The 16,101-nt window shown below is 41.9% G+C and carries 13 protein-coding genes and 2 riboswitches; of the genes, 6 read left to right on the top strand and 7 right to left on the bottom strand.

Annotation, left to right across the window (positions count from 1 at the left end; translation table 11 throughout):
- Positions 1–75 precede the first annotated feature (75 nt).
- The 3 genes from BDE36_RS13585 (at position 76) to BDE36_RS13575 (ending at position 4,020) form a co-directional block, all read left to right on the top strand.
- A complete protein-coding gene (locus BDE36_RS13585) occupies positions 76–1,512 on the top strand; it encodes an arginine deiminase family protein (protein WP_141815301.1) in 1,437 nt (478 codons plus the stop codon).
- An 11-nt stretch (positions 1,513–1,523) separates the two neighbouring features.
- Positions 1,524–2,438, top strand: a complete 915-nt coding sequence (gene ctlX / locus BDE36_RS13580) for a citrulline utilization hydrolase CtlX (RefSeq protein ID WP_141815300.1) — start codon at positions 1,524–1,526, stop codon at positions 2,436–2,438.
- A 196-nt stretch (positions 2,439–2,634) separates the two neighbouring features.
- Positions 2,635–4,020, top strand: a complete 1,386-nt coding sequence (locus BDE36_RS13575; RefSeq protein WP_128767371.1) for an arginine decarboxylase — start codon at positions 2,635–2,637, stop codon at positions 4,018–4,020.
- Positions 4,021–4,081: 61 nt separating this feature from the next.
- On the opposite strand, the gene BDE36_RS13570 is transcribed toward BDE36_RS13575, so the two are convergent.
- On the bottom strand, positions 4,082–4,795 hold the full coding sequence (locus BDE36_RS13570; protein ID WP_394366863.1) for an RluA family pseudouridine synthase: 714 nt from the start codon (positions 4,793–4,795) through the stop codon (positions 4,082–4,084).
- A 233-nt stretch (positions 4,796–5,028) separates the two neighbouring features.
- Positions 5,029–5,223: riboswitch (cobalamin riboswitch) on the top strand.
- Positions 5,224–5,310: 87 nt separating this feature from the next.
- On the opposite strand from BDE36_RS13570, the gene BDE36_RS13565 reads away from it, so the two are divergent.
- The 3 genes from BDE36_RS13565 to BDE36_RS13555 are packed head-to-tail and all read left to right on the top strand — an operon-like array spanning position 5,311 to position 8,255.
- On the top strand, positions 5,311–7,428 hold the full coding sequence (locus BDE36_RS13565) for a ribonucleoside triphosphate reductase (RefSeq protein WP_141815299.1): 2,118 nt from the start codon (positions 5,311–5,313) through the stop codon (positions 7,426–7,428).
- Complete coding sequence (gene nrdD, locus BDE36_RS24310) at positions 7,418–7,600, top strand: anaerobic ribonucleoside-triphosphate reductase (RefSeq protein WP_128767369.1); 183 nt, start codon at positions 7,418–7,420, stop codon at positions 7,598–7,600. Before BDE36_RS13565 ends, nrdD begins: the two co-directional genes overlap by 11 nt.
- On the top strand, positions 7,542–8,255 hold the full coding sequence (locus BDE36_RS13555) for an anaerobic ribonucleoside-triphosphate reductase activating protein (RefSeq protein ID WP_235904327.1): 714 nt from the start codon (positions 7,542–7,544) through the stop codon (positions 8,253–8,255). The genes nrdD and BDE36_RS13555 overlap by 59 nt, the downstream gene beginning before the upstream one ends.
- A 118-nt stretch (positions 8,256–8,373) precedes the next feature.
- On the opposite strand, the gene BDE36_RS13550 is transcribed toward BDE36_RS13555, so the two are convergent.
- The 6 genes from BDE36_RS13550 to gatB all read right to left on the bottom strand — a co-directional run bounded on the left by BDE36_RS13550 (position 8,374) and on the right by gatB (position 16,012).
- Positions 8,374–8,583, bottom strand: a complete 210-nt coding sequence (locus BDE36_RS13550; protein WP_235904326.1) for a cysteine-rich CWC family protein — start codon at positions 8,581–8,583, stop codon at positions 8,374–8,376.
- 26 nt (positions 8,584–8,609) lie between these two features.
- Complete coding sequence (locus BDE36_RS13545; protein ID WP_141815298.1) at positions 8,610–10,988, bottom strand: ribonucleoside-diphosphate reductase subunit alpha; 2,379 nt, start codon at positions 10,986–10,988, stop codon at positions 8,610–8,612.
- Positions 10,989–11,185: 197 nt separating this feature from the next.
- A complete protein-coding gene (locus BDE36_RS13540; protein ID WP_141816584.1) occupies positions 11,186–12,154 on the bottom strand; it encodes a ribonucleoside-diphosphate reductase small subunit in 969 nt (322 codons plus the stop codon).
- Between the two features lie 117 nt (positions 12,155–12,271).
- A riboswitch (cobalamin riboswitch) is annotated at positions 12,272–12,410 on the bottom strand.
- A gap of 254 nt (positions 12,411–12,664) precedes the next feature.
- Complete coding sequence (locus BDE36_RS13535) at positions 12,665–13,351, bottom strand: response regulator transcription factor (protein ID WP_128767366.1); 687 nt, start codon at positions 13,349–13,351, stop codon at positions 12,665–12,667.
- A gap of 103 nt (positions 13,352–13,454) precedes the next feature.
- Positions 13,455–14,552, bottom strand: coding sequence for a TlpA disulfide reductase family protein (locus tag BDE36_RS13530; protein ID WP_141815297.1), 1,098 nt, complete (start codon positions 14,550–14,552; stop codon positions 13,455–13,457).
- A complete protein-coding gene (gene gatB, locus BDE36_RS13525) occupies positions 14,549–16,012 on the bottom strand; it encodes an Asp-tRNA(Asn)/Glu-tRNA(Gln) amidotransferase subunit GatB (RefSeq protein ID WP_202618157.1) in 1,464 nt (487 codons plus the stop codon). The genes BDE36_RS13530 and gatB overlap by 4 nt, the downstream gene beginning before the upstream one ends.
- Between the last annotated feature and the right edge of the window lie 89 nt (positions 16,013–16,101).

Below are 16,101 nucleotides of genomic sequence, written 5' to 3'. Positions count from 1 at the left end.
TAATCATTACCATCAAAAAGCCTCAGCTTATATTCGCATAAATCCAGTAAATTTGTATACGACATCACAATTTTTATGGAAAATAGCCATTTCAAGCTTTCTGTGAATTCCGAAACCGCTACATTAAGATCTTTGATCATTCATAGTCCCGACAGTGGTATCGGAAGAGTAGCTCCTTCAAAAGCACAGGATTGGCTCTTTGAAGATATCCTGCATTTGGATACAGTGAGAAGAAAAGAATATGATTATTACGTCAAGATACTTCTTTATTTTCTTGATCCTGAAAGGATAAAAGGGAGATTGTCTTTTATTGACTCCCCCGCAAGTAAACGCGAGTTCTTCAAACCATCAAAACAGGGTTTCCATGCCTCCGGAAAAGTGATTGAATTCGAGCGACTTCTCTGTGAAATCCTTGAACAAAGTGATATCCGTAAAAAATTAACAGCATCTGTATGTGCAATTGAAGGTTGCAGCTATAAATTGCAGCAGGAGCTGATCAACACGTCTCCTTCAGAACTATCAAGTATCTTCATCTCGGGTTCAATGCCTCATGGTAACATGATATTTCCCCCGGTTCCCAATCTGATATTTACCAGGGATATCGGAATTACCATCAATAATTTCATCCTGCTTAACAAACCAGCAAAAAAAGCCAGATCCAGAGAAACACTCCTCGCGCGATATATCTTTTTCAATCATCCTCTATTCAGAGAATACAGGGAAAATATACTTGAAATTCCCGATACGGTACAGTATTTTCTGCGCCCGGGGGAAGAGCATGGCGAGAAAACGACGATCGAAGGTGGCGATGTAATGGTAGTCAGTCCTGATCATGTATTAATAGGTTGCAGCGAACGTACTTCGGCAAGTGGAGCAAGCGAAGCCATTAAGCTGCTTTTTGACAGGGATGTTGTTAGTAAAGTAACGGTGGTCAAGATCCCTCATAAACGTGATTTCATGCACATCGATACCATCTTTACACAAGTCGACAAGCATACATGGGTTGTACTTGGTTCTATATCATCGCAACAACAGCATAAAGGGTCAGAACCTGTAGACTATCTTTCTGAAAAACGTAATAAGGAGAAGCCTGAGATCTTTCAGTTCGAAAAAGGAAAGATTGATACATCCCGTATGTACAACTGCATAGAAGATCTTCTCACCGATATCAGTAAGAATGATCTCAATTGCACGGAAACGCCCCGGTTTATTTATTCCGGCAACAACCACTTTCCTTTTGACGTCCGCGAGCAGTGGACTGACTCGTGCAATTTACTCGCCCTGAAGGACGGAGTTGTAATGGGATACGACCGTAACGACAAAACTGTTGAGGCATTCAGGGAAAATGGATTCTCAGTTATACATGCAGAACAGCTCGTCGAAAAACTCGAATACGACGAACTCTCTGTTGAAGAAATAGAAAAAACGTTAATCCTCATGCCTTCAGCCGAGCTTTCACGAGCCAGAGGAGGTTTCCACTGTATGAGTATGCCTTTGTTAAGAGAGTCCTGATTTCTCAATTTATGCAGACAACATCTTCCATATTCATGGTCCGGCCGGTTAAATTCGAATTTAATCAGGAAACAGCACATAGCAATGCTTTTCAGCGTCGGCTACCGGGATACCTCAATGTGCAGGATGCTGCGGTGCATGAGTTTGATAATTTCGTGGAGGCACTGAAATCCAATGATATAGATGTGGTTGTTTTTGAGGACACACCCGAACCACACACCCCCGACTCCATTTTTCCGAATAATTGGATTTCGACGCATGAAGATGGCTCTGTGTATCTATATCCTATGGAAGCAGAGAATCGGCGGCACGAAAGAAGAACTGATTTAATTAAAGCTTTGGGGAGTCATTTCCTGATAAAAGAACTGAGAGACCTTAGTTATTTTGAAGATCAGAACCGATACCTTGAAGGCACTGGCAGCATGGTTTTAGACAGAGACAATAAAATAGCTTATGCCTGTCTTTCTCCGCGAACCGACACGGTAGTATTAAAGAAATTTGCAGAGCTAAGTGGATACAGTATAGTCTGTTTTCACGCTTTGGATAACCAGGGCAAAGCCATTTATCATACGAATGTTATGATGTGTGTTGGAGCGGAGTTTGTTCTTATATGTACAGAGGCTATTAAAGAAGAGATAGAAAAAAAATTGTTAATCAATACAATACACTCAACAGGTAAACAAATCATAGAGATAACATTAGCGCAGATTTCGAAATTTGCCGGTAATATTCTCCAGCTTAAGAACCGGAAGAACGAAGATCTTATTGTCCTTTCCGAGCAGGCCTTTCAGGCATTAAATGATAAGCAGATAGACCAGCTAAGCAAGTACGGGCGCCTGGTTCATATCCCTTTGAACACTATAGAAACTGCTGGCGGAGGGAGCGCACGATGTATGATCGCAGAAATCCATTTACCGAATTTGTAATATTAAAGCAAATGACTTATTGTCTTTCTATGAAATCAAGATTATCAGCCGATTTGTACTTAAAATTTGGAACTTATTACGTATAACCCACTACTACTTTCCTGCTATTGTCATTTCTCCGGTATTCTTTTTTTCAGTTCATCGTTTCTTGATAATTATTCATTAAAAAATCACATTTTTGCGGAAATTTTAATTAATGCAGAGCTACGAGGAATTTCTTGATCTAAGTGTAGGTTTCCCCCAGGATGGGTTTGAGGTTATTGACGATGAACTATACTTCCACGACCTTAACCTGATGGAAATGATTGAAACGTACGGAACTCCGCTGCGCTTCACATACCTGCCTCTTATAACTAAAAAGATACAGCAGGCAAAATTATTATTTCAGCATGCTATCATTAACAACAATTACCGTGGCAGTTACCTGTATTGTTATTGTACAAAAAGCTCTCACTTCCGGCATGTTGTTGAAGAGGCGCTGAAGAATGACATACATCTTGAAACATCATCGGCCTTTGATATGCCTATGATAGACGCACTTGAGAAAAAAGGTGTAGTCAACAAGGATATTACGGTGATCTGCAACGGATTTAAAACATACCAATACAAACAGTATATCATCGACATGTTTCACGACGGGTTTAAGAATATCATTCCTGTTCTGGATAATAAAGAGGAATTTAACATTTACGATGACGAACTGGACCTTCCCTGCAGTCTTGGGATGAGGATAGCTGCTGAAGAGCAGCCCGACTCTCAGTTCTATACATCCAGGCTTGGAATAAGGATGGAGGATGTTATTGAGTTTTATAACAACAAAATCGCCCCCAATCCTAATTTTAAGGTCAAACTCCTGCATTTTTTCATCAACTCGGGAATTTCTGACACTCCTTATTACTGGAATGAACTTGAGAAATATGTTACTCTTTACTGTAAGTTCAAAAAAATAAATCCCGACCTCACTACTCTTGATATCGGCGGCGGAATGCCTTTCAAGGATTCTCTTGTTTTTGATTTCGACTATGAATACATGGTAAATGAGATCGTCAAGAGGATAAAAGAAATCTGCGCTGAACACGATGTGATGGAACCCGACATTATTACGGAGTTTGGAAAGTATACGGTTGCAGAAGCTTCAGGTATCCTTTATAAGGTACTGGGACGTAAACAACAGAATGATAGGGAAAAATGGCTTATGCTCGACGGCTCTTTTATCACCAATCTTCCCGACGTATGGGCCTTGAACCAGAAATATATTCTGATGCCTGTAAATAACTGGGACTCGGAATATGAGCGTGTCAATCTTGGCGGTATAACCTGCGATGGCCAGGATTACTATAATCAGGAGGCCCACATGAATAGCGTTTTCATGCCCAAAACCCGTAAAGTTCAATACATTGGCTTCTTTCATACCGGCGCTTACCAGGAAGTATTAAGTGGCTATGGAGGTATCCATCATTGCCTTCTGCCCTCTCCAAAGCACGTAATTATCCGAAGGAACAGAGATGAAACCTTCAACTTTGAGGTATTCGGAGAAGAGCAGAACAGCAAGCAGGTATTAAAGATACTCGGATACACTTAGACAAGTGACAATGGACAGTTGAATAGACAAGGGACAGGGGACAGTTGTCCATTGTCCCTTGTCAATCGTCAAACTTCTCAAGCTGCTTCAGCAGTGTAGCGAAGTCTTTGGGATAAGGAGCATTTACCGTTATTTCAGTCTCACTGTTAATCCGGAACGTCAGCTCCTTTGCGTGAAGTGCAAACCGTTTCATTATCGGAAGCTCTTCCTGATCTTTACCTAGGTGGTATCCCCTTTTTATATGTGAGAGAAACACAGGTTTGCCACCATACATTTCATCACCTGCTATCGAAGCTTTTTGCGTAGCAAGGTGGATACGGATTTGGTGCATCCTGCCTGTTACAGGCTGGCACTCAATCAGCGTATAATGCTTGAAATATCGAAGGGAGTTGAAAATAGTCTCAGCCGCCTTCCCATCCTGCCTGCTGATACTCACGTTTTTATTACCCAGATTTAAAATGGGAAGATCAACTTTAAGTTCATTAAACACATGGGTACCGTTCACAATGGCATGATATATCTTCTTTACTTTACGGTGTTCAAATTGCATGGAAACCAGCCGGTACGCCTCCGGGTTCTTAGCGATGATCAGGCAGCCTGAAGTTTCTTTATCCAGTCTATGACATACCTGTGCATCTTTGATATAGTTCTTTGCGAGCCGAAGCATACTTAACTCACCGCCTTCCCTCTCATCAAGTGAACTGATAAACGGCGGCTTATTAACCACAAAAAGATCGTCATTTTCAAAAAGGATTAAATCCTGTATTCTTGGCATTTTCACGGGTACAAAAGTAACAATTAGGTTTATCAAATCAGACGAGTTTACTGAAATACACCAACAAACAGGCTTTGAGAGATTTATACTTACAGCATACAGCTCTCATTTTGCAACTCACCACACGCAACATACAACTCACCACCTACAACCCACGTCCCACAACCCGCAACTTCTTCACATAAAAAGTCGATTGTTGAAATCTTTCTTAAGCAGAATCCGAACTTTCCTTATACACTTGCATCGTTTTCGGTTCTCCTTATTCAATAAGGGGATTAAAAGGGAACCCGGTGTAAGTCCGGGACTATCCCCGTAGCTGTAAGCTCCGTAATTGTGTTTAACAAACAACGTCACTGTACCTCTTCAACGTATGGGAAGGCTGTTAAACTGGAGCAAGTCAGAATACCTGCCGAAGCGTGTTTGTAGCTTTCGGGTGAAAGGTATTGCAAAAGGAAAAGCCGTAAATCTCTTCTTTTTTCATCCCATCCGTATGCTTTTAATTAAAAAAAAGATATATGGTGAACTACGTAATTAAACGAAATGGAGAGTTCGAACTCTTCAAACCTTACAAGATCAAAGATGCCATTGAGAAAGGGTTCAAAAGTGTAAATATTACCTGCGACGAATCAATACTTAAAAACTCCCTGAAAAAACTTTCTGAAAAAGAGGTCTGGGCAGTAGAGGAAATTCAGGACATCATCGAGCAGGAGCTTTTCTCGGGTAGATATTTCGGTGTGATGCGCTCTTTTATGCTTTACCGGCATACCAGGAAACTGCAAAGAGAACACATAAAAGGTTTAGCAGATGATACGACTTTTGTAGACAGCTCTCAGACTATAGAGGAATACATTAATCAAACCGACTGGAGGATTAATGCAAATGCAAATACCTCCTACTCCAACGCCGGAATGGTTAACAACGTGGCAGGTAAGGTAATAGCCAACTACTGGCTGGATAAGGTTTATTCAAAAGAAGAGGGCTATGCACACAGGAACGGTGATATCCATATTCACGATCTCGATTGCCTGACTGGCTATTGCGCCGGATGGAGCCTCCGGGCTTTACTCAATGAGGGCTTTAATGGAGTGAGAGGTCGGGTTGAAAGCACCCCGCCAAGCCACTTCAGGGAAGCGCTGGGACAGATGTCAAACTTCCTGGGTATTTTGCAAAGTGAGTGGGCCGGAGCTCAGGCCTTCAGTTCGTTCGATACCTATCTCGCTCCTTATGTTTTTAAGGATAAGCTCACTTATGGTGATATTCTGAAGGCAGTGAGAAGCTTTGTCTATAATCTGAATGTTCCTGCCCGCTGGGGGCAATCGCCTTTTACTAATATTACTATCGACTGGACGGTCCCCGAGGATCTTAAAGGTCAGATTCCCACAAAAAAGGACATTCATCTTTTTAGCGGAATTAATGACCCTGAACTTGAAAGGGCGGCACATGAAAAAGGCGCCGGATGCCTGGAGGATCTGTGTTACGGACATTTCCAGGATGAAATGAATCTGATAAACAAAGCATATTATACGGTAATGACCGAAGGCGATGCAAACGGACAGCCGTTCACCTTCCCCATTCCAACGGTCAACATCACTGAAGACTTCGACTGGCACGGCGAAAATACCGACCTGCTGTTTGAAAATACGGCTAAAATCGGCTCTTCTTATTTTCAAAACTTTATAGGCAGCCAGTATACGACAGATGAGAACGGAAATAGAGTTGAAAACCCAAATGCCTACAAGCCCAATGCTGTACGGAGCATGTGCTGCCGGCTGCAGCTTGATCTGCGTGAGCTGCTTAAGAGAGGGAACGGCTTATTCGGCAGCGCTGAAATGACAGGAAGCATAGGGGTAGTAACGATAAATATGGCCCGGCTTGGCTTTGTGTACAAAGGGAACAAAAAGGCTTTGTATGAAAGACTGGACTATCTCTTGAACACTGCCGGCTCAACTCTCGAGAAGAAACGAAAATTTATTCAGGAAATGTTTGATCGTGGTCTCTATCCTTACACCCGGCGATATCTCACCCATTTCAGGAATCATTTTTCAACCATCGGCGTAAACGGAATCAATGAGATGATCCGGAACTTCAGCGACGATAGCATTTCCATCGTAACAGAAGAAGGAAGAAACTTTGCTGCTGGGCTACTCGACTATATCCGCGAGCGTATGACCAGCTTTCAGGAAGAAACCGGCAACCTGTATAACCTCGAAGCAACGCCTGCTGAAGGTACTACTTATCGCTTCGCCAGGGAAGACAGGAAACGCTTTCCTGACATTATTCAGGCGGGTGAAGACGCGAATATTTATTATACAAACAGCTCGCAGATCCCCGTGGATTATACCGACGACCCATTCGAAGCGCTGCTGTTGCAGGATGAATTGCAATGCAAATATACCGGTGGTACCGTTTTACACCTCTACATGCGTGAAAGGCTTAGTTCGCCGGAAGCTTGCCGTAAACTCGTTAAAAAGGTGCTTTCTAATTTCCGGCTGCCGTACATAACAGTAACTCCTGTTTTCAGCATTTGCCCGGTACATGGATATCTTAACGGAGAACACGAGTACTGCCCACTTTGCGACGGCCAGTTATTAAATGAATTACAACATAAACTGATAACAGAAAATGAAAACTAAAAAAGAGCAAGAATTACTATCTCTAAACGAATCGAAAAGAAACAAATGTCTTGTTTATACCCGGGTAATGGGGTATCACAGACCAGTTGAAAGTTTTAACACGGGCAAAAAAGGTGAACACAAACAACGAATTCCTTTCCATACAGAAACTCTCAGTCAATCCTGTTTATAACATATCTCCGTTTACTTTACTGGATTACCCGGATAAAACAGCCTGCATCATATGGTTTGCAGGCTGCAATATGAAGTGTCCTTATTGCTACAATCCCGAAATTGTATCTGGTAAGGGGAAGATCAGCTATTTTGAAACGCTAAAATTCATTATTTCCAGGAAAGGACTGCTTGACGGCGTGGTCTTCAGCGGCGGCGAATGTACTATGCATAAGAACATGGATCTGTTTGCTGCAGCAGTAAAAAAACTCGGAATGCTTGTTAAGATAGACACCAACGGGTCCAACCCTGCAATGGTCAGAAGGTTGATTGAGAATCAGCATGTTGATTATGTTGCACTCGACTTTAAAGCAACTGCTTCAAAGTATGCTAAGGTTACACGTTCCGCGCGTTTCAGGCAGTTTGCTGAGACATTCGATATTTTAAACCGGAGTTCCATTCCATTCGAAGTACGCACTACCGTCCACTCTGAATTGCTAAGTACAGCTGATCTTCAGGAAATGATCAATTACCTCTCGGACAGACGCTATCGAGGTACCTATTACCTGCAAAATATTGTACACAACACCACAACCTTAGGTAATATACAGCGCTCTGCACCTATTGACCTTTCAGCCCTGAGGAGTGAGACTATTGATATTGTAATCCGGAATTAGTATTATGTTAAAGGTAAAACGACTTGTTTCATTTTTATAATTCAAAGATTATCAGTCGATTTATACTTAAAAGTTACGACTTATCGCGTATACTTAACACTATTTTGCTTTATTTCGTTTAATGCAGATGGTTTAAAGCATTAAACTCATTTTTTAAATCAACCAGGCAATCTGCACATAGGCACCCTTCGAACAATTCGCTTATATACTGAACTTCATTCAGATTAAGCCGAACGGTATTACACTGACAGCGTGTAAACGAATTAGCCTTACACTCAATTCGTTTACCGCAGCGTTCACATGGAATGATTTCATGTTTAGTCAGCATTATAATATTCAGTTAATCTCGTCATCCTATCCCGAGCAGGAAATACAGCCATCCTCCATAGAACAAACCGGCCCTGTAGGAATTTCATCTTCTACCTGTTTAACATGTGCCGGAATTACCGGATCCATATTCTTCCCTCCCTGGTTCTCTACTGTAAATTTAACAGCCTGCGATGCTGCCTGGGTGCGAAGATAATACATTCCTGTCTTGAGCCCCTTCTTCCATGCATAAAAGTGCATGGATGTTAATTTAGCAGCATTAGGAGCGTTCAGGAAAAGGTTAAGCGACTGCGACTGGCAAATATAGGCTCCGCGGTCGGCAGCCATGTCGATTATCGTTCGCATCTTAATCTCCCAAACGGTTTTGTAGAGCTCCTTGATGTCCTGCGGTATTTCGGTAATGTCCTGAATAGAACCATTCGCCGTAATGATCCGGTTTTTTATATCGTTACTCCAAAGACCAAGGTCTACGAGATCGCGCAGAAGATGCTTATTTACAATTATAAACTCGCCGCTTAGGACCCGGCGGGTATAGATGTTAGAAGTATAGGGCTCAAAACATTCATTGTTACCAAGGATCTGCGAGGTCGACGCTGTCGGCATGGGCGCCACCAGCAAGGAGTTTCTCACACCGTGGTTCATCACATCAAGACGGAGGTTTTCCCAGTCCCAGCGCCCGCTGCCGGGCTTCACTCCCCACAAATCAAACTGGAACTTACCTTCAGAGAGCGGCGATCCTTTGAATGACTCATACGCGCCGTCTTTCACAGCCAGGTCTTTTGAAGCAGTCGTCGCAGCATAATAAATTGTTTCAAAAATGTCCTTATTAAGCTGTTTCGCTTCTTCACTTTCAAAAGGCATACGCAGCAGAATAAAAGCATCGGCGAGACCCTGTACACCTAGTCCAATAGGGCGGTGTCTTAAATTAGAGTTCCGTGCTTCATCAACGGGATAATAGTTATTGTCTATAATCTTATTAAGATTTACGGTCGCCTGATAAGTCACCTCATATAGCTTCTGGTGATCAAAAACGCCCTCCGAAACAAACCTCGGCAATGCGAGAGAAGCCAGATTACATACAGCCACTTCATCTGCTGATGTATATTCCATTATTTCAGTGCAAAGGTTCGAACTTTTAATTGTTCCGAGATTTTGCTGATTAGACTTTCGGTTTGCAGCATCTTTGTACAACAGGTAAGGAGTTCCTGTTTCTACCTGGGCATCTAAAATGGCAAACCAAAGTTCCTGTGCTTTTATCACCTTACGGGCCCTGCCCTCCTTTTCATATTGTATATAGAGAGTTTCAAACTCTTCCCCCCAGCATTCCGCCAGACCGGGAGCTTCGTGCGGGCAGAACAAGCTCCAGTCTTCGTTTGCCTCTACCCTCTTCATAAACAGATCTGATACCCATAAAGCGTAAAATAAATCGCGTGCCCGCATTTCTTCCTTTCCATGGTTTTTACGAAGGTCCAGGAATTCAAAAACATCTGCATGCCAAGGTTCAAGATAAATGGCAAAGGCGCCTTTCCGTTTACCTCCTCCCTGATCTACATATCTTGCTGTGTCGTTAAAGACTTTCAGCATGGGTATAATTCCGTTGCTGGTGCCATTAGTACCACTTATATACGACCCGGTTGCTCTTACATTATGAATACTTAAACCAATACCACCGGCACTCTGCGAAATCTTTGCGGTTTGTTTAAGTGTATCATATATCCCTTCAATGCTGTCGTCTTTCATGGTCAGAAGAAAGCATGACGACATCTGAGGTTTTGGCGTACCGGCATTGAACAATGTAGGAGTGGCGTGAGTAAACCAGCGTTCACTCATCAGATGATAGGTCTTTATAGCGCTTTCAATATCTTCTTTATGGATGCCCACTGCCACACGCATAAACATGTGCTGCGGCCGTTCGGCAATTCGTCCATCCAGCTTAAGCAGATATGATTTCTCAAGCGTTTTAAACCCAAAATAATCGAATCCAAAATCGCGGTCGTATATAATAGTACTATCCAGCAGTGAAGCGTTCGATTCAATTATCGCCCATACATCATCAGCTATCAATGACGCTGCCTTTCCGGTATTACGGTCGGTGTAGTTGTACAGCCTCTTCATCGTTTCTGAGAACGATTTTATGGTGTTTTTATGAAGGTTTGACACAGCAATCCGCGATGCCAGCAGTGCATAGTCGGGGTGCCTGGTTGTTAAAGATGCCGCGGTCTCTGCAGCTAGATTGTCGAGTTCAGAAGTGGTTACTCCATCAAAGATACCTTCTATTACTTTTTTTGCAACATCAACAGGGTCAACAAGCACGTGGTTTAATCCATAGCAAAGCTTCTCAATGCGAGCCGTTATTTTATCGAATTTTACGGATTCAGTTCTTCCGTCTCTTTTTATTACAAACATATTTCTTAGTATCAAGTAGCTAGTATCAAGTATCAAGACTAGCCGCAGTAAAGTAGCTGGTATCTAGTATCAAGTTTTAGTATCAAGTATCTGGTATCAAGTATCAAGACTGGGCGCAGTAACGTAGCTGGTATCTGATATCAAGACAAATCGCGTAAGAGCATCTTGATACTTGATACTAAGTACTTGATACTAAATTAAAAGTCTTCGTCAAGCGAAAACGACTGTCCTTCATTTCCGGCCATTACGCCACTTTTTTGATAGTCTCCAACGCGTTTTTCAAAAAAGTTAGTCTTTCCCTGCAGCGAGATCATTTCCATGAAATCGAAAGGGTTAGAAGCATTATAAACTTTCTCACAACCCAGCTCTCCAAGCCATCGGTCGGCTACGAACTCAATATATTGCCCCATAAGCTTTGCATTCATGCCGATGAGGTCTACCGGAAGGGCGTCTGTTACAAACTTTTTTTCTATTCTAACTGCATCCGTAATTATTTCTCTCACTTTGGATTCAGGTAATTTTTTATTTAGCATGCCGTAAAGCAGGCAGGCGAACTCGCAATGCATCCCCTCGTCTCTTGAGATTAGCTCATTGCTGAAAGTCAGTCCGGGCATCAGTCCTCTTTTTTTCAGCCAGAAGATTGAACAGAAGCTGCCACTAAAAAAGATGCCTTCTACAGCAGCAAAAGCAACAAGCCTCTCCGCAAAGCTGCCGTTCTCTATCCATTTTAATGCCCATTCGGCTTTTTCTTTCACGCAGGGAACTGTATCGATAGCATGGAACAAATGATCCTTTTCCTGAGGATCCTTAACATAGGTGTCAATAAGCAGAGCATAAGTCTCAGAATGGATATTCTCCATCATAATCTGAAATCCATAAAAACATCTTGCTTCCGGAACCTGTACCTCGCTCATGAAATTCACCGCGAGGTTTTCATTCACAATACCATCACTGGCAGCAAAGAATGCGAGTACATGCGAAATAAAATGACGCTCGCCATCATTAAGCCCCTGCCAGTCTTTCATATCTGCCGAAAGATCAATCTCTTCGGCGGTCCAGAAACTCGCTTCATGTTTTTTGTACATTTCCCAGATGTTGGGATAGTTGATGGGAAGGATAACGAAACGATCCTTGTTCTCCCTTAGTAATAATTCATCCTGTTGCATAATCATAATTTAAATGTTTAATGAAATAACAGGTGAGGCAAAGAGCTGACCGCAGAGCAACGCCGGGAGGCGTTAAACAACAGAAAGGATTCCTGCCAAAACCTTATTCGTGAAAGTTTCGGACAAACTATAGTGGCAGGTGTCTGGCTTTAAGACCTCAGTCTTTACACAGTTGCACGTCAGCCCGTGAATTTCACACGGTTCCCATTTAATCATTCCTCCACCGGAGCAATGAACCAATACAGTCTTTTAAAAAGAACTTACAAAAGCAAAAGTAAGTTTAAACAGATAAATACATGGAGAGAAGTTTTTAACAATTAAAACCTCCCACCCGCAGTTTTAATTGTTAGCTGAAAGAATCAGCTGTCTGACAACAGAAATGTGATGTAAATGAAAACCTAAGGCTGTTAATAAGTTTATCCGTCTGGTCTGTGAAAATGAATATCAGCATAAAATTTAAAAGACGTTCGTCATGTGTGATTTTTAGAGGCCGGCACTCAATCGCTATTCTTAAGCGTCAAATTTATATCCAACACCCTTAACGGTAGAAACGTAAGTATCTCCCAGCTTTTCACGAAGTTTCCTGATGTGAACATCAATAGTCCTGTTGGTCACCACTACCGAATCTTCCCAAATGTTTTTAAGGATAACGTCGCGGGTATATACTTTTCCAGGCCTTGACGCAAGCAGATAAAGCAACTCAAATTCCTTTTTTGCAAGTACCACCTTTTGTCCTTGCTGGTATACCAGGTAAGTTTCGCGGTCTATCACAAGGTCGGAGATCTCAAGCTTATTTTCAATGATATCTTCCGTCTGGTTATTTCTCCTCAATATTGCATTTATGCGGCTAATAAGGGCCCGTGGTTTGATAGGTTTAGCTATATAGTCATCGGCCCCCACATTAAATCCTGCAATTTCAGAATACTCTTCACTTCTGGCGGTTAGAAAAACCATAAAGGTACTTTTAAACTCATTCATGGTACGCATTATGCGACAAGCTTCTATCCCATCCATTTTCGGCATCATAACATCAAGGATGATCAAATCGGGGCGCGCTCTTTTAGCCTCGGTAATGCCTTCCTGCCCATTTGATGCAGAAAACACCTGGTAGCCTTCTTTTTTCAGATTATACTCAATCAATTCCCGGATATCCGGTTCATCATCGACAATAAGGATCTTTTGTTTTGCTGAACTCATGTTCTTTATTTACTTCGCTAAAGTATATTGTTAAATATATCAAATAGTTAATTTCATATTAAATAATTGTTAACAATCATAATAGCTTAACAATTAGCTCAGTTTATTTCAACGTCTTATTTAAAAACACTTCAAGTTCGTTTCCGCGCAAGTTCTTTTCGATGATCTTCCCTTCCTTATCTAAAAGGAAAGATGCTGGTATCGCCTCAACCAAATATTGCTGAGAAACTTTGCCGTTCCATTGTTTCAACTCTGATACGTGTGTCCAGGTAAGTTTATCGTCTTTTATAGCTTTTAGCCAGCTCGCCCTGTCGTTATCAAGCGACACACTAAGGATAGTAAAGCCTTTATCCCTATAAGCATTGTATTGTTTTACAAGGTTCGGATTTTCGATGCGACAGGGGCCGCACCACGATGCCCAGAAATCAAGCAGCACATATTTTCCCTTAAAGTCCGAAAGCTTCACCTGTTTCCCATCAGTTGATTCCATTTCAAAATCAGGAGCCTTCTGCCCTTTGGCTAAAGGCTTTAACCGCTCCATCTTAGCGATAAAATCCTGAATGGCTTCGTTACCCTTATATTTGCCTTTCAGATCATCGGCGTACCTAACCATTTCTTCTTCATAGCTATTTTGGTCGAGAGAGCTGATAGCATAAAATCCTGCAAGATTATCTTTGTTCTTTTCAGCAAAAGCCAGTGATTCATCAGAGAATTTTCTCATATTCTCTTCAAAGCGCGGTGTTATGGCTCTTTCAATGGAATCTTTTGCTGCCGGATTTCCTGATACCTTTCTTTCATACTCATTCCGTATGGCAAGAAATATTTTTCCATACTTATTACTTATGGTGTTAAACTCCTTTAGCTTTTCCGCGTCATCTGAACCTTCTATCACATATTCACCTGTGGGGTTATTGTAATCGGCCTCGAAAACGAGCTCATCACCATTCCTGGCAACAAAGAGGTAGTTTTTGTCATTTGCAACGATATAATAAAACTCAGGCTCTGGCGAAGCGACACGGAACTTAAACTCATTGCTTTCGCTTAGAAAAGCCGAGTCAACAAGCTTATTTTGCTGGTAGAGCAATACTTTCTTCAATCCAGGAGCATTCTTTAGCGTCCCCTTCAACGAAAATTCGTCATTATTTTTGCAAGCAGCGAGAACTGCCACAAAAATCAAAATCAGTCCTGCAATACGCTTCACTTTAAAGATTCTAATTTGTTAATTAATAATTGATTGGCGGTCTTGGGGTCGATCTTACCTTTAGATAACTTCATCACATCACCCATAAACAAACCTAAAACGCCTTTTTTGCCTTTATGGTATTCTTTCACCTTATCCGGGTAACGGCTAACTGCTTCATCAATGAACTGTTGAAGCTGATCAGCTCCGGTATCTATCAATAGGTTCATTTCCTCAACAAGCTCCCTAACCGATGTGGCTGGTCTGTTTATAAGTGCAGGGAATAGCTGCTGCACAGCTGCTGAATTGTTTATTTTTCCATCCTGTATTAGGGCAATCACCTCAGCCAATGAAGAGACTTTGATATCCAGTTGAGATATGTCTTTACCACTTTCGTTGAGGTATGATTGTATGGGGCCGTTGATCCAGTTAGCGGCAACTCTGTAATGAGTGGTATGTTTTGAAAGTAATTCAAAATAATCAGCTACTGCTTTATCTCCTGTAAGAAGATAAGCATCATGTGCTTTAAGCCCAAACTGTTCCGTATATCGTTTAATGCGTTGCTCGGGCAGTTCGGGAAGTTGTTTTCTCAAGTCCTCTATCCATTCCTCCGACAAGTGAAGAGGCGGCAGATCCGGCTCTGGGAAATAGCGATAATCATTTGCCATTTCTTTAGACCTCAGAACTGATGTTACACCGGTGGCTGCATCAAAATTAAGAGTATTCTGTTCAATCTTTTCTCCTTGCTCAACCAATTGAACCTGGCGCTTGAATTCATAGTTCACAGCCCGCTGAAGGTTACGAATGGAATTAAGATTCTTCACTTCACATCTCGCGCCATAAGTTGTTTCGCCTCTAAGCCTTACGGAAATGTTGGCATCACAGCGAAGGCTTCCCTCCTCCATATTTCCGTCGCAGATGTTAAGATAGCGAACGAGCTTCCGTATCTCGGTAAAATAGGCAGCAGCTTCTTCTGCCGATCTGATGTCCGGCTCTGATACAATCTCGATCAAAGGAACTCCCGCTCTGTTAAGATCAATTAAAGAATAAATATCATCTTTATCGTGCATGCTTTTGCCTGCATCCTCCTCCATATGGATACGATTTATGCGGACACGTGTCTCGCTCTTATCCTTTAACACTACGGGAACATAGCCCTTCTGACATATAGGATATTCATCCTGGGTAATTTGATAGCCCTTAGGAAGATCTGCGTAAAAGTAGTTCTTGCGGTCAAACCGATTTATCCTGTTAATGGTGCAATTGGTTGCCAAACCCATTTTAACAGCATATGACACTACTTTTTTATTTATTTTAGGCAGTGTGCCCGGAAGCCCGACAGAGATAATACTTGTATTCCTGTTAGGTTCGCTGCCGAAAGATGCAGGATCGGATGAAAAGATTTTTGTATCAGTTAAAAGCTGGGCATGTATTTCAAGACCTACTACCAGTTCGTATTTCTGCAGAACTTCTTCTGTCATTATCCTTTGTACTTTTAGATGAAAGCCGATTTGTCAAATATAGTTAAAAGTTGAAAGCTGAAAGCTGAAAGCTGTTGGAAAAAGGCGGA

This window comes from Arcticibacter tournemirensis (genome assembly GCF_006716645.1).
Taxonomy (GTDB): Bacteria; Bacteroidota; Bacteroidia; order Sphingobacteriales; family Sphingobacteriaceae; genus Arcticibacter; species Arcticibacter tournemirensis.
The sequence above is the reverse complement of the archived record's forward strand: the minus strand, read 5'-3'. Positions and strand labels throughout refer to the sequence as shown.